Source organism: Nitritalea sp. (genome assembly GCF_054166705.1).
In genome coordinates this window covers 797,070-814,002 of the sequence record NZ_JBSZCV010000008.1, presented here as the reverse complement: position 1 = coordinate 814,002, position 16,933 = coordinate 797,070, and the positions used below count along the sequence as shown (strand labels likewise).

15 protein-coding genes are annotated in these 16,933 nt (G+C 49.2%); 2 read left to right on the top strand and 13 right to left on the bottom strand.

What is annotated here, in order from left to right:
- The first annotated feature begins 241 nt into the window (after positions 1-241).
- The gene (locus ACXIT9_RS07485; RefSeq protein WP_458055604.1) at positions 242-1,162 is read left to right on the top strand and encodes an AEC family transporter; all 921 of its coding nucleotides are present in this window, start codon (positions 242-244) and stop codon (positions 1,160-1,162) included.
- A 32-nt stretch (positions 1,163-1,194) separates the two neighbouring features.
- Here ACXIT9_RS07485 and ACXIT9_RS07480 read toward each other — a convergent pair whose 3' ends face one another.
- From ACXIT9_RS07480 to ACXIT9_RS07425, 12 genes are all read right to left on the bottom strand, one after another.
- A complete protein-coding gene (locus tag ACXIT9_RS07480) occupies positions 1,195-4,203 on the bottom strand; it encodes an AsmA-like C-terminal region-containing protein (protein WP_458055603.1) in 3,009 nt (1,002 codons plus the stop codon).
- Positions 4,204-4,350: 147 nt separating this feature from the next.
- Positions 4,351-5,169, bottom strand: coding sequence for an inositol monophosphatase family protein (locus ACXIT9_RS07475; RefSeq protein ID WP_458055602.1), 819 nt, complete (start codon positions 5,167-5,169; stop codon positions 4,351-4,353).
- Entirely contained in the window at positions 5,147-5,938 is a 792-nt protein-coding gene (gene rsmI, locus ACXIT9_RS07470) for a 16S rRNA (cytidine(1402)-2'-O)-methyltransferase (RefSeq protein ID WP_458055601.1), read from the bottom strand. The genes ACXIT9_RS07475 and rsmI overlap by 23 nt, the downstream gene beginning before the upstream one ends.
- A 3-nt stretch (positions 5,939-5,941) precedes the next feature.
- Positions 5,942-6,181, bottom strand: a complete 240-nt coding sequence (locus ACXIT9_RS07465) for a 4a-hydroxytetrahydrobiopterin dehydratase (protein WP_458055600.1) — start codon at positions 6,179-6,181, stop codon at positions 5,942-5,944.
- An 11-nt stretch (positions 6,182-6,192) separates the two neighbouring features.
- Complete coding sequence (locus ACXIT9_RS07460) at positions 6,193-6,459, bottom strand: DUF493 family protein (protein ID WP_458055599.1); 267 nt, start codon at positions 6,457-6,459, stop codon at positions 6,193-6,195.
- A gap of 107 nt (positions 6,460-6,566) precedes the next feature.
- Positions 6,567-8,675 carry a peptidylprolyl isomerase gene (locus ACXIT9_RS07455; RefSeq protein WP_458055598.1) on the bottom strand — a complete coding sequence of 703 codons (2,109 nt, stop codon included), beginning with the start codon at positions 8,673-8,675 and terminating at the stop codon, positions 6,567-6,569.
- Between the two features lie 80 nt (positions 8,676-8,755).
- The gene (locus ACXIT9_RS07450) at positions 8,756-10,048 is read right to left on the bottom strand and encodes a hemolysin family protein (protein ID WP_458055597.1); all 1,293 of its coding nucleotides are present in this window, start codon (positions 10,046-10,048) and stop codon (positions 8,756-8,758) included.
- A 2-nt stretch (positions 10,049-10,050) separates the two neighbouring features.
- Positions 10,051-10,278: a hypothetical protein gene (locus tag ACXIT9_RS07445; protein WP_458055596.1), complete on the bottom strand. Its 228-nt coding sequence runs from the start codon at positions 10,276-10,278 to the stop codon at positions 10,051-10,053.
- A gap of 22 nt (positions 10,279-10,300) precedes the next feature.
- Positions 10,301-10,843 (bottom strand): LPS export ABC transporter periplasmic protein LptC, encoded by a 543-nt coding sequence (gene lptC, locus ACXIT9_RS07440; RefSeq protein ID WP_458055595.1) that lies wholly within the window; start codon positions 10,841-10,843, stop codon positions 10,301-10,303.
- A 161-nt stretch (positions 10,844-11,004) separates the two neighbouring features.
- The gene (locus ACXIT9_RS07435) at positions 11,005-12,303 is read right to left on the bottom strand and encodes a tetratricopeptide repeat protein (protein WP_458055594.1); all 1,299 of its coding nucleotides are present in this window, start codon (positions 12,301-12,303) and stop codon (positions 11,005-11,007) included.
- Between the two features lie 18 nt (positions 12,304-12,321).
- Positions 12,322-13,578 carry a hypothetical protein gene (locus ACXIT9_RS07430; RefSeq protein ID WP_458055593.1) on the bottom strand — a complete coding sequence of 419 codons (1,257 nt, stop codon included), beginning with the start codon at positions 13,576-13,578 and terminating at the stop codon, positions 12,322-12,324.
- A 19-nt stretch (positions 13,579-13,597) separates the two neighbouring features.
- Positions 13,598-14,317 (bottom strand): type III pantothenate kinase, encoded by a 720-nt coding sequence (locus ACXIT9_RS07425; protein ID WP_458055592.1) that lies wholly within the window; start codon positions 14,315-14,317, stop codon positions 13,598-13,600.
- A gap of 104 nt (positions 14,318-14,421) precedes the next feature.
- On the opposite strand from ACXIT9_RS07425, the gene ACXIT9_RS07420 reads away from it, so the two are divergent.
- Positions 14,422-15,507 (top strand): anhydro-N-acetylmuramic acid kinase, encoded by a 1,086-nt coding sequence (locus tag ACXIT9_RS07420; protein ID WP_458055591.1) that lies wholly within the window; start codon positions 14,422-14,424, stop codon positions 15,505-15,507.
- 134 nt (positions 15,508-15,641) lie between these two features.
- On the opposite strand, the gene ACXIT9_RS07415 is transcribed toward ACXIT9_RS07420, so the two are convergent.
- Positions 15,642-16,868, bottom strand: coding sequence for a Glu/Leu/Phe/Val dehydrogenase dimerization domain-containing protein (locus ACXIT9_RS07415; RefSeq protein ID WP_458055590.1), 1,227 nt, complete (start codon positions 16,866-16,868; stop codon positions 15,642-15,644).
- Positions 16,869-16,933 lie beyond the last annotated feature (65 nt).

The window sequence follows — 16,933 nt, the reverse complement described above, 5'->3', positions numbered from 1 at the left end:
CCGCTGCCCTGAATTCCATCATGTCCGACTACAGTTGCGAACAAAGCATATCAGGTAGCGGGCTCCTATAAACTTCTCTACTGATCGCAAGGATCGGATAGAATGAAGCAAGCAATATCAAAAATAAAAAAGTCCGATTAATGTGAAACCAGACCCCTAGTGCTGGCAGCTTTCTTCCGTATATTTGTGCACGAGTAAAAAAATCTCCGGACAAACGCATAGGGCGCTACCGGATTACACGATGGCAAAAATAGCACTTATATTTATTTCTTTAGCGGCCGGTATCTTCCTGCGCAGACACGTCCGAGAACCTGAAAAGTTAGCCAAACTCCTAAACCAATACCTCATTTTCGTGGTGCTGCCCGCCATCGCACTGAAATACCTACCCGCACTGCCGCTGAGTCCCGAGCTGCTACTCCCCATCGCAGCGGCATGGTTCAGCTTTCTACTCGCTTGGGGCTTCTTTCACCTCGTCGGAACCTGGAAAAACTGGGGAGCCAGTACCATCGGCTGCCTAACCCTCACCGGAGGACTCGCGAATACCTCCTTCGTGGGCTTCCCTATTATCGACGCCCTTTACGGTACCGAAGGATTAAAAATCGCCCTGCTCATCGATCAGGCAGGCTCCTTTATCCTCGTCAGCACCTTGGCTGTTATCGTCGCTAACACCTACAGCGCAGAACAAAGCAGCAAAAGCTCCTTACTTAAAAAAGTGATTACATTCCCCCCTTTTCTATTTTTTATCATCGGCATCAGCATGAACCTGCTTGAGCTGACCGTACACCCCATCCTTGGATTCGGACTAGAAACACTGGCGCAGTCCCTCACCCCCGTGGCACTAGGCGCAGTAGGGCTGCAGCTTCAAATCGAAAAAACTGCCTTTAAGGATCGGAAGCTTTGGACAGGCCTTACCTTTAAGCTACTCCTACTTCCCGCCCTCATCTGGCTTATTTTTGGGAGCCTGAGCCCACTCGGAGGACTCCCGCTGAAAATAACCCTCTTGGAAATGGCCATGGCTCCCATGATAACCGGTTCCATCCTTGCTATTTCCTACAACTTAAATCCACGCCTGGCCTCCCTGATGGTAGGCGTAGGTATCCCGCTCAGCTTCCTTACCATCGCGTTTTGGTACTGGGTTTTAGAATCCTTTGTTTTGGCCTGACGGCCAAAACCACCCGAGCTCACAGCTCCTGTTTACTCCGGCTTTCGCTTCGTCGTATCCGGCGCAGCAGCCGGGCGATTTCTCCCGCCGCCGATAACCCCACGAATCAAGTTGCGTGCCTCTTCCGCTGCACGATCACGGGTCTGATCGACGCGACGTTCTGCCTCCCTACGGACACTGTCCTGAACACGTTCAGCCTCGGCTTTTAAAACCGTTTTCACACTATCCTCTCGCTGACGAAATTCCTCAGTCACCTGGCGCTGCAGCTGCTCCCGCTCTTGACCGAGTCGCGCTCGCACCGCCGATGCTAAAAGCTGTTCGATGCTTCCTTCCCCCGCTAGACTGAAAGTAGGACGGGCATAGCTGCCCCCTATCGATAAGGCCACAGGAATCGGCGCATCCTCTGCGATGGTGGCGCCACTTACGCGGGCCAGCGCCGAATTCAGCTGCTGCCCGAAACGCCCTGCCGGCACTTGCAGATTCAGTAAATAACGGATAGTCCCATCATAGGCTGTGCTCCCTTGAAGACGTGCTTCATAGTCCCAAAGCCGCAGATCAAAGGGCTCCACTTCTAACACGCCATTGTCTATCGTGATCGGGATACGCATGTTTCGAAAACGAAGTGCTTCCTCCTGACGCAGACCGATCAAATTACTGATCCCTGATGTGAAAGAAGGGTTCTGAAATGCTGCCTCCAAAATCCGGATCGCACCCTTCGCATCGAGTGAAGCCATCACGGGCATCATATCCGCCGCTAAAAGGCCACCGAAAGAGAGGTCTGTGGAAAATACGCCCTCCAGATGCTGCGCCACGGGGGCTAATAGCTGCACCGTATATAAGGCCTCGAAGGCTTGCCGAATATCCAAGCGCTCCACACCAAAATTAAAGTCAAAGCGGGGGGCTGCTACATCCCTAGGGTCATAACTACCCGAAAGGCGCACTTGTCCACCGAGTGTCCTCAGGCCAGCATCTCGAATACGCAGCACCCCATCGGCAAGCTGTACAGTGCCTCGCATAGCCTCTAAACGTAAATTGTCATACAAAAGCTCCTCCACATCGAGGCCCAGTTGAAATTGGATATTGCGCGGCAGCGCGAAGACTTCCAAGTCTGTAGACTCCCCACTCGCATCAGCGCTAAGCCACTCGTTCGCATTAAAACGCGGAGAGCGGAGGTTAAGCTCGCCACGGAGCACTTCCCCCTCCCGGAAAAGGTAGCCCATATAATTCGTCAGTACACCCGAAGCCTCCAGCGGACTCTCGCCCAGCGTAGAAACAAAACGCTTGAGCTCCATCCGATCTGGATTAAAAGTGGCTTCAGCGTCTTGAATTTGAATTCCCTGAGGCAGATCCTCAGAGGAAAAAACGAAATCCGACACGTTGACTGTCCCAGCATTGTAAAGGGCAGCATAACGACCCGACTCTAAAGTGCGCATGTCTCCACGTGCAGCCAGCTCCCCAGCGATACGCCCGGCTAACTCCATGCCTTCCTGTGGAAATAATGCCACCAAGGTGGCCAAATTCGCTGCCCCTTCCGCTTGCAAATCCCATCGGAGGTTCGAAAGGTCCTGAAAAGTGGCCTTTGCACGAAGTGCCTCCCCGTCCAGGCGTGCGGACATGCGCGAAATTACAGCGGTAAAGTCTTCAAATCGCCCGCTAGCACTGCCGATACTCGCTTGTACCTCTAAGGCCTCCAAGGCAGCAGGCAGATCATTTCTGCGGAAAAGCCCATCCTTTAAGGTGAAGTCAGCCGAAAAAACGGGCAAGGTCTTCTGAGTACTGTCATACGTTCCTTTCGCCTCACCACGCAAGCTCAGCTCCCCCGCTAGCCTCAGGTCAGGGATAGGAAAGATAGCCGTCAGCTCACCGAGGTTAAGCCGTCCATCTAAGCGTGCCTCCATCGGGAAGTCCCGGAAGTTTTCGATTTGCAGCTCCGCTGCAAAAGGATTATCTCCTAAAAGCATACGGAAATCACGCAAGTTGACGCGTGTGTTCGTCCAGTCAGCCGTCGTATTCGCCAGCACCAGCTCCATCCCTACCTCGCGCACTGGCAGCGCCAGCTCTGGAAAGCGGAACATGCCCTCGCGAACCCCCAGCTGCACGAGGAAGGAAGGCGTGCTCGTGTCGGAATAGATTCCATTTACCTCCGCTAAGAAATCGATACTTCCTGCGGTCTCGATGGCGGAAAACTGCTCCGCATAGAGGCCAGGAACAAGAGATAAGAGGGTCTTAAAATCACTTTCCCGCGTGCCCGCCCGCAAGTCGAAGCCAATCCCATCCTCGGGAAGGCTGAGGGCACCATCTAAGTAAAAATGAAAAGCATTTAGATACAAGTCACTATCCAGAAAGCCAAAACGCATGGCATCGAGGTCTACATCCACCGTCGTCGTACCTTTAAACTGCTTTTGGGAAAGGTAGGAAATGCCTTCGTAACGCACATCGGCCAAAAAAGCTTCCAGCCGCAGGGGCATTTCAAAGGCGCTGCTCGTAAAATCCCCGGAACCCAAGGCGCGTATACTGCCTAAGGCCATAAAAAAATCCAACTCCCTGTCATCGTAAATGACTGATACGTCTTCCAGCTCTAACACATCGATGCCAATCCTCAAATTGCCCGTCTCAGTGAGGACATCCTCTTCTTCGGGCGGCGGCAAAATAGCATAATTGGCCCTGCCATCAGCCAAAACCTTCACATAAAGCTCTCCTCCTTTTAGATGAATGCCTGACAGGGTGGGGTACTCCCCAAAGAGCACAGACCAAAGCCGAAAATCGACTTGCAGCTCCTTCACATGCACGAGTGTGTCGCCCCGGAAAGGCTCTTCCCCGACGATACCAAAGTCGCCTAAACCTAAGGCCATGTGGGGAAAGCGACGAAAAAGGCTTACACTTACTTGCTCCCGGTCGTAGTACACCTCGCCAATAACGGCCTCTTGGATAGCTTCGTCCACCATCGTGAGGATTTTACCACGGAAAAGAAAAGGAAGAAGAAGCAAGAGTAAAAAGATACCTGCTAGGGACAGGCCGAATATTTTGAGCGCTTTTTTCATGGAAGGCGAGTGGTTAAGATCCGAATTCTTAAAAATAAGCACAAAAGCCGCACCAAAAAAGGGACTAACCAAAAGCACCACACCTTTCCTCGAAAGATGCGGTGCCCAAGGCCTCGCAGCAGCCCATCTACTCCTAACGACAGGGGCTTACTGTTCCCAAGCCTCCTGAATCACCGCGAGCACCTCTTGCTGCAGCGCCGGCGTAACGGCTACGATGCTACGCCCATAGACATAGGCGGGTCCACCAAAGAAATCGCTCACCTGTCCACCCGCCTCGTTGACCAACAGCGCTCCTGCAGCCACGTCATAAGCGTTTAAATTATACTCAAAATAAGCCTCCACCCTTCCGCAAGCGACATAGGCCAGGTCTACAGCAGCGCTTCCCATGCGCCGTAGCCCATGTGAATTTTTCATCATAAACTGCATCACATGGATATAGGCGGGAAGCTTATCGAATTCACTATAAGGGAAACCCGTGGCGATAAGGGCCTGTGAGAGCGAGGTGGCGGGACTGACGCGTATCGCCTTTCCATTTAGAAAAGCCCCCTGCCCCTTAACCGCATGGAAGCATTCCTCACGGTTTACCTCGTAGACCACCCCCAGGGTGAGCTCCCCGTGCACCTCCAGGGCGATACTCACGGAAAAGATCGGGATTCCATGTACGAAATTCGTGGTCCCATCTAGCGGGTCTATAATCCATTTGATCTCTTGGTTCCCCTCCTCTGTCGTCCCCTCTTCGGCTAGAAATCCCGCCTCTGGAAGTAAGGCAGAAAGCCCTTCGACGATAATACGCTCAGCATGCTGATCTACATACGAAACCAAGTCATTAAACCCCTTGTGCTCCACATTTTCATAAGAAAAGCTTTCGCGTTCCTTCCGGATGTAGGCACCGGCTTTTTTGGCTACCGCCAAAAGTCCCTCCACTAAGGCAGGCTGCGTATACTTATCCATCATCTTCTGTTTCATCGCCAGCATCAGCTGCTAATCTATCCCACTTTTTACTTCTTTTCGGACGGTCTGCCCCACTAGGCACCTGCTCAGGTGTGGCTCCCGCCACAATCAAGACCAATTCGCCACGCACCTCTTCCGCCTCGGCACCTGCCGCTAACTCCGCCAGCGTACCATACCTATTTTCTTCGAACTTTTTCGAAAGCTCCCGACAAAGACAAGCTTCGCGCTCTGACCCGAAGACAGCCTCCATCATACGAAGAGTCTTCGCGATCCGATGGGGTGACTCGTAGAAGATCAAGGTCCGCTCTTCCTTCGCGAGCATCTCCAGTTTGCGCTGTTTGCCCTTTTTATGGGGGAGAAATCCCTCGAAGACAAAGCGATCATTCGGTAGACCTGAGTTCACTAAAGCCGGCACAAAAGCTGTGGCTCCCGGTAGCGTGGAGACTCGCAGCCCCGCCTGTACCACGGCGCGCACAAGGAGATAGCCCGGATCCGAAATCCCCGGGGTACCCGCATCCGAAATCAAAGCAAAAATCTCTCCCGCGCGCATCCGCTGGATGAGGCGATCGACCGTTTGATGCTCATTAAACATATGGTACGCCTGCAGCGGCCGCTGAATAGCAAAATGCTTCAACAGTTTACTACTCGTACGTGTGTCTTCGGCTAAGATAACATCCACCTCCTGAAGCACCTGCACGGCACGATACGTCATGTCCTGCAGATTTCCCACAGGCGTAGGCACGAGAAAGAGCTGTACCTCTTCTTGCATATCCGCTGACTCCATCTCTTACTGCACCTCCAGAATAGCATCGATGGCCTTCGCCAGCTGATGGTCTTTCTCTGTTATCGTATTGCCCGCATCATGGGTCGTCAACTGGATTTCTACCGTATTGTATACATTGCTCCAGTTCGGGTGATGCCCCTGTGCCTCGGCTAAAAAAGCCACACGCGTCATAAAGGCAAAAGCCTCCTGGAAGTCTCCGAACGTAAATGTCCTACACAGTTTTTGATCTATTTCTTTCCACATAGTCTTATTATTTATAAAGCGATAAGTCCCTCCACCGAAGCGGCTTTCCGGTACACTTCTAAAATACGCTCACTGTTGGGAACCATAAGCTGAAAGGAGACACTGGTATAATTTCCTTTCGAGCTGTCCTTTAACACAAGCTCACGATTCGGAAACAGTGCCTTGAGCTCCGCTAAACTCTTCTTAGGGACGATAAACTTAAATGGGTACAAAGTCGGAAAGCTGGTCTGAGCCTCTAACTTCTCCTTAAAAGCCGCTTCGTTAAACTTCTCTTTCATTCGTATAATAACTGGTACGTACCAAATTAGTTCGCAGATACCTTTTTTACCTAAAATGAGGAAACCCGTGAAATTACTTCCACGGGTCCTATTTTACATTTTAAAAATTAGAAGAACTTGTAACGGAAATCTTTTACATCCGCCAGTTCCTCTAGCGCCATCATGATCATGTAAGCAGTTCGCTGCGAAGAGCTTGCTGCCAGCTGACGCTGATAGTTGGTATAGTCTGCGATGTCAGTTGCATCCACGCGACTATTCACACGTGCCACGATCACCCCATTTTCTTCCATGATAGGGGATGAGATTTTACCTTCCTCCATTCCGAATAGGGCACCTATCGCCTTCGGCGCAAAGCCTACTCCTGGAAGAACATTTGAGCTTAACCGCAGATCAGCTACATTTTCTCTAGAAGCGAAGGCATCGAACTTTTCCTTCATGGCATCTAAAGTCTCTAAGCCAGCCAGCTGCTCTTTGATTTTTTCGCCCTTCTTCTCATTTCGAAGCTGTGCTAAAATTTCATTACGCACGCTATTTAAAGAAGCATATCCTTCATCCGTGCGAGAAACAAGCAGTGCCACCACGTATGTATCGTCTAATTCAAATACGGGAGAAACTTTCCCTTCTGATGCATCATTAAATGCCCAGCGAATCACCTCACGCGCATTCTGTAGGTTGTTTAAATTTCTAGAAAAAGGCGCTAATCCATTCGCCTGTAATCTTCTGTAATCTTCCTGCTCCACGGTCGCTTCGAAAGATTTTTTATCACTTGCCGTGGCAGCGAACAGATCAGCTTTTCTAAAAGCTTCGTTTCGAGTGGCGTCAGAAGGACCTAACTCGCGCTCTAAAACAGCTATTTTATGTGTTTCCACTTTTGGTAGCTCCGTCACGCTGATGATATGGAAACCATATTCTGTTTCTACTACATCATTCAGAAGGCCTGTACTACGTGCTGCGAATACGGCGTTCGCAAATTCATCTACAAAGTCTTCTTTCGCGAACCAGCCTAAGTCTCCACCGCGCTGAGAAGTTCCGTCTTCCCCATACTGAGCAGCCGCCGCGGCGAATTCTAAGCCCTCTTTAATCTCTGTTAAAATCCCGCGCGCACGTTCTTTAACCACTTCTTTTTCGCTATCCGCTAAACCTTGCGTACCGAAAAGGATGTGCCGGGCACGCATGCGTGGCGTGCCGTCAAATTTATCGGTAATCTTATAAGAAACGAAAGTAGAGCGAGAAGAAAGGAAAGGACCGTATGTTTCACCTGCTTCGATTTCATCTACATTTAAACGAAGCGTTTCTGGCAAGTTATCTCCTGGAAGAACCGTCAGGAAAGGCCTTCTCATATCCGAATTGCGTAGCACAAAAACCGAATCCTGAGTAGTTCCTTTAAGTTCCTCTGTCAATCGTAGGATTTCATCACGTACGGCTGCAGAATCTTCCGCGCTTGGGCGCATATCGAAACGTACATACTCTACATCGGCAGCCTTATCGACGCGAAACTTTTCTTTATTCGCATCATAATAGCGCTTGATTTCAGCATCTGACACTTCCACGGAGGCATCCTCTAAGGCATAGAAAGGGATAAAAACCAGATCTACATCCGCCACAGAGTTAGAAGCGATATGCTCCATGCGTCCTTCTTTGGAGTTAGCAAATTCTGACGTCGCTAATAAATTATCATACTTTAAACGTAAACGAGCTTTAGCAAAAGTTTGCTCCTGCTGTGCCCACATGGCACGCTGCTCCGGACCGGCACCGTCTAAGGATTGAAGAAAGGCTATTAGCTGGCTGCGATCGAACTCTCCGGTTTCGGGATTCGTTAGCGACTGGCGAAGCTCAGGGATGATATTCTTCCCCTGCACCATATCCACAAGCTCGGCATCAGAAACCATCATACCCAAGGCATCGTATTGCTTCTGGAAAACGCGTTCTACAATAAGCGCCTGCCAAGCCTGCTCCCTGATGCTGAACATTTCAGCATCTGAAGGGCTTCTTCCGGTGTTTTGCTGAAAAACGAACTTGGCCTCCTCTATAGCTGCCACATATTCTTCATAGGTGACTGACTCACCCGCTATTTCCCCCACCTTGTTAGAAGTACCTCCTAATAGAGTAGAATTCGGACTTAAAATATCTCCTCCTACGAGGAAAAAAATTAATCCTACTGCGATAACTCCAATCGCTAGACCTGTTTTCTGTCTGATTTTCTTTATTAATGCCATTCTTCTAATTTTTGAAGTGCCGCAAAATAATTACATCTCAATGGAAATTCAAAATTAAATGTCCATCAATACAGTAAGTATTAAGAATTTAACGGCTCATGAATTTTTACGCGTATGGTTTCTATCCGATGGTCCTGCTTGGCTACCACTGTAAAGGTAAATGGGCCGAAAGTCACGGATTCCCCCTTTTGTGGGATATTCTCGGTCAAAGATAGTATAAATCCTGATAAGGTCTCAAACTCTCCGTAGGGGAGTTGCCAATTATACTTTTCATTTAAGTAATCTACCTCATGCCGTGCACTTAAAAGATATTCGGTATCCGACACTTTCTGCTCGGTAAGCTCCTCTATATCGTATTCATCCTGAATCTCTCCGAAGATTTCTTCTATGATATCCTCCATGCTCACGATCCCAGAAGTACCGCCAAACTCATCCACTACGAGTGCCATACTCTTCCGCTCCCGAATAAACTGTATGAGCAGCTCATTTGCTAAAGCCGACTCAGGAACGATGATTATCGGGGTAAGAATTTCCTGAATAGTCTTTGGATGCTTGAAGAGCTCTAGCTGATGACAGTAGCCGATTACATCATCGATCGACTCTTTATACACGATGATCTTCGAATGTCCACTCGTCTCGAAGGCTTCCTGCAGCTCACGAATACTGTCGCCCACTTCTACAGCGACGATGTCGGTACGCGGAACCATGCATTCCCGAATACGAATGGTCTTAAACTCAACTGCCTTATCTAATATTTTCGCATCCACCTCCATACCTCTTTCAGTAAGCTCACCCTTCGATAAATTTAATTTATCCTGAATAAAAGCGTTTAAGTCCGTCACCTTAAACACTGGCTTATCCTCACTATAGGGCAAACGTAATATCTGAGTGATAAAAAAGCGACTTAAGCCCACCACAACCCATACCACTGGATACATCAGGTAGAATACAAATAAAAATGGAATCACGAGGGCATTTAAAAGACCGTTCGGATTTAGCATGAAAATACTTTTCGGAATAAACTCAGCGGTGATCAAGACCACAATGGTCGCCACTACAGTCTGGGTGACTAAGAGCGTGGCCTGATTTTCCATGCTATTGGGCAACAAATCTAAAAACAGCGGCTCTAACAGATTGGCCATAAAAATCCCATAAAGAACTAAGGCTATGGTATTACCGATCAGCGTAGTCCCTAAAAACTGGCCCGGCTGCTGTAAAAAAGAAGAAAGAATCTTCCCCGTCAGGGCCCCCTGTTTATTTTCTACCTCTATCTGCAATTTGTTCGCAGAAATAAAGGCCATTTCCAGCCCCGAAAAAAAGGCCGAAAAGAATAGTGTTACCAGAACAGGAAAAATAAATGTCGTGCTTATCATATTTAGCGCCTTGGCTTTTTCTTCGGTTTAGACCTCTCCTGTTTTTGATTTTCAGCTGATTTTTCAGCTTCTTCACGCTTTTTCCTGCGAAACTGATACCAGAAAAGCATAGCCGCCACCAACATAAAGTAAGGATAACTTACCATAATACCCGCCACCAGCGTCTGATGCGCAGCGATGATAAAACAGGCTGCAGTTAAAGAAAGTAATATCGTATCGGCTGTTTTCACTTGATATTTGGCTTATAGCTGCTCACGAATCCTCTGGAAGAATCGTTCTTCCATCCGAAATTTTATAAATAGTATATTCAGAAAAATCATCCTTCGCATCCATTCCGGTCCCCTGTAAAAAGGTCTCTCCCTCGCGAATGGTCACAAATTTTTCCGTAAAGATTTTTTTTGCCGTAGGATCCCAAAACAACTCCTCCGTGTTTAGACGCTGCTCTTTTTCTATATTTTCCACCTGCACATCTCCTACACCACGGTATAAATTGGCACTCCTGTCGTAATACCCGACATCCGCCCGAATGGTGCTCGTCATTTTCCCGTTCTCATCATAAAAACGAATGAAAATACCTTCTGGAAACTCCCTGTTGCCCTCCTCAAAATCCAACTGCTTCTTCGCCTCCATTCGGATGCGTACGATAGCAGAATCGGAGTGTACTAAATCCACATCATAAACGGTAGAGATAGGCCCTAAGTAGGGCTGCAGCAAGGAGGTGTCCATATTTTCCCGGCAACTTAGCAGCAGCCCAACAGAAACGAGGAAGACGACATATATTTTCAACCGATGCATACAGCAAAGATAACATAATTTTACAAGCAGTTCAGCACAGAAGCATGCCCTCATTTGGCTGGCACTTACCACAGGGAAGCCACACAGCAGCCCAAAAAAATGAGGGACAACTCAGAAAGCCGTCCCTCACCTGCTATGCCGTCATTTCAGACGCTTAATCTTTAATCACGAGTAGCTAGTGTTACAGTTTCACCTATCCAGCAGCCGACGCTCATGCTGTCACCTACTGCTAAGCTTTCTGTAAAGAGTTCCTCCTTAGAAGGGAAGCGAGACTTAGCTTCTGCCATGCCTTTGCTGTTACCTGCCTTCTGGAAGGCATTATAAGCAGCGATGTAAACCGACATATCCTTTGCACGGCTCACCCCACCTTTACAGTCATTAAAAGACGTCATGTACAAGTTACCTACTAAGTCCCAAGCATCTTTTGCTTTTTCCGTGTCTAGTCTCGCCGCCTCCAGAGCAGCCGTTCTAGATGCACTCTTACGGCCATTTTGCGCATGAATGCGCGCCAAGTCCATCTGAACAGAAGCCTTCTGTGCATCCGTCTCTGCCAGCGTAAGTGCTTTTTCTAAGACAGGCTGCGCCTTATCGTATTCTTTGTTTTGCATGTAACGCATGGCACGTACCTGTGAAGTAGAGTAGGTAGGATCATTAGAATCGATTAACTCCAAGGCCGCCAAGAAAGCATTCGTATTCATACACTTATACTGATAGGCATACTTGAAGATTTGCTGTGCCAGCACTTCATTTGCCGGGTCCGCAGTAAAGCGAGGCCCTAATGTGTTTTCGATAAAGTCACAGTCGATTAGATTCATGGAAACCAATAGCTGCTCCATTTGAGATTTCTGCGTAGACACATCCTTACCATCTCCCTCTGCTTCTTTTAAGATAGCATCGATTTTATCGTACACTTCTAATATATCCGAATCTTCGAATGCCTTGTTGTATACATAATGTCTTCTCACCAAGTCGAAATAAGCCACGGTGTAAGGATAATTTAATGTACCGTTTATTTCGAAAACACGATCGAATACCCCGATCGCATCGCCTAACATCGCCTTATCGTCCTTATAGAACTGATACGCATAAAAGGCCTTCGTTTCTACCCACTTATTTTCGTTTTGGTAAACCTCGTTTCTCAGGTTATACACGATCATGACCGAGTCCTGATAAGCACGCTTTTTCGCAGCATCACTAGTCTGATCAGCAGCACCCTTGTAAACGTTTACGCCATTAATGTAAATAGACTCATTTAAATTAGGGACATTTACAAGTAACCAGTGAAGCGGCTTGGTCGCGTCTACGAACTGCTCCGACTTCATGTAGTCCACGTAAGCGGCATTGTACTCGCGCGCTTTGGCCTCCATTTGTTCATCCTCAGGCCAATTAAAGACCTGCGCTTGTGCTGCTCCCGCCATAGCGAAGGCCATCAAACCAATACATGCAGATTTTAAATTCATGATAGTAATTAGTATAGTTTAATCAAATTCTCGTTTAAAGAACCACGTGTTGTCATTTAAGCTAAACCCTAAGCTGACATTTACATAATTCTCTCGGATAAGACCCCCGTCTGTCGTCCCTCTCATCCCCAGCTTCACGGCTACATTGGCGAGAGATAAACTATTCAGCGGAATGGATCCGCCAAAATTTATGCCAATATCATTTATTTGGGTTTGATTCACAACAAAAGGCGTTTGTTGAAACTCCAGACCCGCTCTATAAGTAATTCTTTTGAATAAATTACCGAAAGCAAAATAGTCTGGAACATACTGACCTCCAAAACCCAGCTTGACCGTTTCTCCCAGTCCTGCATTTACGCCATCGAATCCTGTGGCTTGGGAGAAGTCTTGATACTGCCCTTCGAGGCCTATTACAAATTTATTAATTTTTTCATAAGTTACACCAAATCCTATGCGTGGAGGCAGGAAAAAGGATGTATTTTCATTATCGATTAGAATATTCCCCCCTGAATTCGGATCACGAGCTTCGCCAAAATCTGCGATCTGCGCAAACTGATTTCCACTTACATCCCCAAATGCTTGATAAATGGCACCTAAGTGAATGAAGTTTCGCTCTCCCATGCGGAAAAAATAATGCGCCCCTAGTTTATAGGAAAAGTGGGCAGCAGAAAAGCGATTAAATAGTTCCGAACGCGTGCCTGTCTGATTCCCTTCCGCATCTAATAAACTGATCCGATTTAAGGTGGTCACCGACCCGAATAAAAAGGATCCTTGAACACCTAGGCTAAAATTCTTAAAAAGCTCCTGGCCTAAGGACAGATAGGCCTCAGAAATTCCGCCCTCACCGGTGGTTTCAGAACGGGATAGCAGATCGCTGTTCACCACAGGCCGCTCCGACTGCAGGGAAAAATTCGATCCTGTGATCGGGTTTAGTCCTAATCCCACCGTCGTCTTCCCAGACTTAATCGGTAAGGAGATCGCCAAATAGGACAAACCCCCTCCGTCTAGCTCTTCCGTCTGCTCCGTTGTGGCCGCCTGTACATTTCGGTAATTAAGCGCAGACTGAAAGTTAAACACTGTGTTCTTTGTCGATAGCGCCGGGTTCACATTATTGATCGCCCAGCCAGAACCGTAGCTGATCCCCAGCCCTCCCATCGCCTGATTATGCGTCAGGCCACTGAAGTTAAACTCCCCTAAACCTAAAGCACTATAGGTACTTACGCCCGTTTGCGCTCTGGCGCCACCTGCTATAAAAAAGACTGCCAGGGCAGCCATTACACTCCTTTTATATCTGCTATACATGATACTTCAATATGCGATTCAGCCCATACAGAACTAAATTCGGAACTACAAATATGTGGTCTTTTACTAATCTTTCAAAGTAATGGGCATCTCCTCCTGAAATAATCACCTGTAAACCCGGATATTCGGCTCTGAGCCGCTCATAATAGCCAAGTAATTCGAATTCAATTCCATAATACAAACTGCTCCGCATACAAGAAACAGTGTCCGTCCCGATTAAAGGCACTGGATCGAAACCGGCAATCGCTACTTCCGGTAAACGTGCCGTAAAAGCATGCATCGCGCGCCCACGCATGCGAAAACCTGGAGCGATCACCCCTCCCGGAAATACATCGTCGGCCGTCAAGATATCATAGGTCACACAGCTGCCCATATCCGCCACTAATAGTGGCCCCTCAGGTAACCAGACCCGAGCACCCACTAAAGCAGCCTTACGGTCTACCCCTAAAGTCAGCGGGGTGCTGTACGCCACACGGATAGGCACTGGCGTCTCAGGACCTAAAACGCGAACGTCGGGACCGAAAATCTCCCGAATTTCAGTCTCATCGTATTTAACAGAACTTACTAGAGCCTCCGCATAAGGAAAACCTTGCGCCCAGCGCCAAACTTCCCCCAGATCCTCAGAAAGAAACAGCTCCTGAAGGCTATCCTCTCGAAAGAGCGCAGCTTTCACCCATGTATTTCCACTGTCCACGACCAGAAAATTCCTCACTTGTATTCTTTTAAATGCTAAATTAACCAAATACCTTTGGTCTACAGGCTACACAAGAAAGATTTAACAGTGATGGAGTCATTTTAACAAGAATTAACCCGACCATGAAAACATTTACCACCCTAGGGCTCATGTCAGGCACCTCAGGAGACGGGCTGGACATCGCCTGCTGCACCTTTAAACAAGACGAAGACAGCAGCTGGACCTACCGCATACTCGCCTCAGAAACCCTGCCCTTCTCAGAAAAATTAGCCGATCAGCTCCCTCAGGCACACACCCTCGGCGCGGAAGCACTTTTTCTTCTCGATCGTGAGCTGGGAAAATGGATGGGAGAGGTCGTGGCGAAATTTTGTGCCGAAAATAAATTAAAGCCCAGCCTTATTGCCTCCCATGGACACACCGTCTTTCACCGGCCAGAAGCTGGCATCAGCATCCAAATCGGCAACCCCTGGGCCCTATATGCCGCTGCCGGTATTCCCGTTTATGCGGACTTCAGAACCCTGGATGTGCAGCTCGGAGGCCAGGGAGCGCCCCTAGTTCCCATCGGAGATGCCCTTCTTTTCGGCTCCTTTCATGCCTGCCTGAATCTCGGCGGGATCGCTAATGTAAGCTTCTCCACCCAAGGACCCCGGCGCGCTTTCGACTGCAGCCCCTTTAACCTCATGCTCAACCACTTTGCACAAAAAATGGGGCAGCCCTACGATGCTGGTGGTGCATGGGCTGCCAGCGGACAGGTCGACCAAGAAGCCCTCTCCCGACTTCATGCACTGCCCTACTACCAGCGCCTGGGCGCAAAATCCCTCGGAAGAGAAGACATGCCCGTTTTTTTCGAGGCCCTCGGCACTGCCATTAACCCCACAAATGCTCTGGCCACCCTCGTCCAGCACTTCGCACAAGTTATCGCCGCTAGCATCCCCGAAGCCGCCCCCGAAAAGCCTGCCCAAATCTTGGTTACGGGAGGCGGTGCCTATAACAGCTTTTTTATGCAGCAGCTTGCCAAAGCACTCAGCAGCAAACACCTCTCCATCTTTCCTGCCCCAGCGCAGCTTATCGAGTTTAAAGAAGCCCTCATCTTCGCCTTTATGGCCGCCCTAAAAGCCAGTGGTCAAGTAAACACCCTCCACGCGGTCACAGGGGCTAGCCGAGACAGCCTAGGCGGCGCCTACTACGGAGAAACCATAGCAAGGTAGACGTTTCGACAGGTATACTTTGCCCGAAAGGGCAAAAAAACAAAAGGCAGATTCCCCAGTAGGAAGCTGCCTTTTTTTCTAGGGCTGTAAGGCCATTTAGGCTTTCAACCTCGAGCTGACAGGGCCGGTGTCACTTAGACCAGCTGCGCCAGCGCTAGAGAAAAGCTGCGCTGGGCAATCCCCGTTCGAGAGGCATTGTCCGCGTACGTCTTGCGCATAGCCCGTGCGATAGTTTCGCTTACATCATGGAAAATGGCCTCATCCGTCACCTGGGCACCCTCACTCATCAAGTAAGCAAATACACGCGCCATGCCGCAGTTGGCGATAAAATCTGGAATCACAGCCACCCGCTCGTCTGCCAGTACGCCGATCGGGCCAAAGAAAATTTCCGGATCAGCGAAAGGTACATTCGCACCACAGGAAATCACTTCTAAACCTGCCGCCACCATGCGCTCCACCTGATCCGAGGTCACCAAGCGCGATGCCGCCGCAGGGATAAAAATTTCTGCCGGGACATCCCAAATTTTCGCATTCACCTCCTCAAAAGAAAGCATATCTTCCGCCACGAGCGTATTGCCCTTTCTATCGATAAACAGCTGGCGGATCTCATCCAGACTAAAGCCTTTCTCCCGAATCAGGCCGCCGGCACGGTCGATGATGCCTACCACTTGCACACCCTCTACGGCTAAGAAACAGGCTGCCGCCGCCCCTACATTTCCCCAGCCCTGGATGATTGCTTTTTTGCCCGCCAGGGTCCCCCCGTAGATGCCGTAAAAATGCCGTACCGCTTCTGCCACACCGTAGCCCGTAATCATATCGGCTACGGTATACTTTCTCGGTCCGTTCGGCGTAAATTTAGGATCCTCGAGGACCTTGGAAACCCCTTGGCGCAGCTGCCCGATCTTACGGATCTTCTCCGGCTCTGTCGCATTAAAGTGACCATTTACCACGCCTTCCTGCGGGTGCCAAAGCCCATAAGACTCCGTAATGGGGATGACCTCGTGAATTTCATCTACATTCAAGTCCCCGCCTGTACCATAATAGCTTTTTAACAGGGGCATAACGGCCTTATACCAGCGCTCCAGCACCCCCGCCTTCCGCGGATCCGCCGGGTCGAAGTTGATGCCTGATTTCGCCCCACCGATGGCCGGACCGGAGACCGTAAATTTCACCTCCATCGTCTTGGCTAGCGACTCCACCTCGCGCTTGTCCAGACCCTTGCGCATGCGCGTGCCGCCACCCGCCGCACCACCACGGAGCGAATTAATCACCACCCAGCCGCAGGCCTCCGTCTCGCTGTCATGCCATTCGAATACCACCTCGGGCGCTTGATTCTCAAATTTTTTCAGTAGCTCTTTCATGTTATATAGGGTTTATCGCGCACAAAAATAGCTAAATTTAACTTCCTTTCGGCGCCTCCGCTGGT

What these genes read in the sequence shown, in the direction of transcription:
- ACXIT9_RS07460 (WP_458055599.1), bottom strand. Translation starts at nt 6,459, where the DNA reads ATGAAAGAGAAGTTTAACGAAGCGGCTTTTAAGGAGAAGTTAGAGGCT.
- ACXIT9_RS07475 (WP_458055602.1), bottom strand. Translation starts at nt 5,169, where the DNA reads ATGAAACAGAAGATGATGGATAAGTATACGCAGCCTGCCTTAGTGGAG.
- ACXIT9_RS07420 (WP_458055591.1), top strand. Translation starts at nt 14,422, where the DNA reads ATGAAAACATTTACCACCCTAGGGCTCATGTCAGGCACCTCAGGAGAC.
- ACXIT9_RS07450 (WP_458055597.1), bottom strand. Translation starts at nt 10,048, where the DNA reads ATGATAAGCACGACATTTATTTTTCCTGTTCTGGTAACACTATTCTTT.
- ACXIT9_RS07430 (WP_458055593.1), bottom strand. Translation starts at nt 13,578, where the DNA reads ATGGCTGCCCTGGCAGTCTTTTTTATAGCAGGTGGCGCCAGAGCGCAA.
- ACXIT9_RS07480 (WP_458055603.1), bottom strand. Translation starts at nt 4,203, where the DNA reads ATGAAAAAAGCGCTCAAAATATTCGGCCTGTCCCTAGCAGGTATCTTT.
- ACXIT9_RS07455 (WP_458055598.1), bottom strand. Translation starts at nt 8,675, where the DNA reads ATGGCATTAATAAAGAAAATCAGACAGAAAACAGGTCTAGCGATTGGA.
- ACXIT9_RS07485 (WP_458055604.1), top strand. Translation starts at nt 242, where the DNA reads ATGGCAAAAATAGCACTTATATTTATTTCTTTAGCGGCCGGTATCTTC.
- lptC (WP_458055595.1), bottom strand. Translation starts at nt 10,843, where the DNA reads ATGCATCGGTTGAAAATATATGTCGTCTTCCTCGTTTCTGTTGGGCTG.
- ACXIT9_RS07465 (WP_458055600.1), bottom strand. Translation starts at nt 6,181, where the DNA reads ATGTGGAAAGAAATAGATCAAAAACTGTGTAGGACATTTACGTTCGGA.
- rsmI (WP_458055601.1), bottom strand. Translation starts at nt 5,938, where the DNA reads ATGGAGTCAGCGGATATGCAAGAAGAGGTACAGCTCTTTCTCGTGCCT.
- ACXIT9_RS07415 (WP_458055590.1), bottom strand. Translation starts at nt 16,868, where the DNA reads ATGAAAGAGCTACTGAAAAAATTTGAGAATCAAGCGCCCGAGGTGGTA.
- ACXIT9_RS07435 (WP_458055594.1), bottom strand. Translation starts at nt 12,303, where the DNA reads ATGAATTTAAAATCTGCATGTATTGGTTTGATGGCCTTCGCTATGGCG.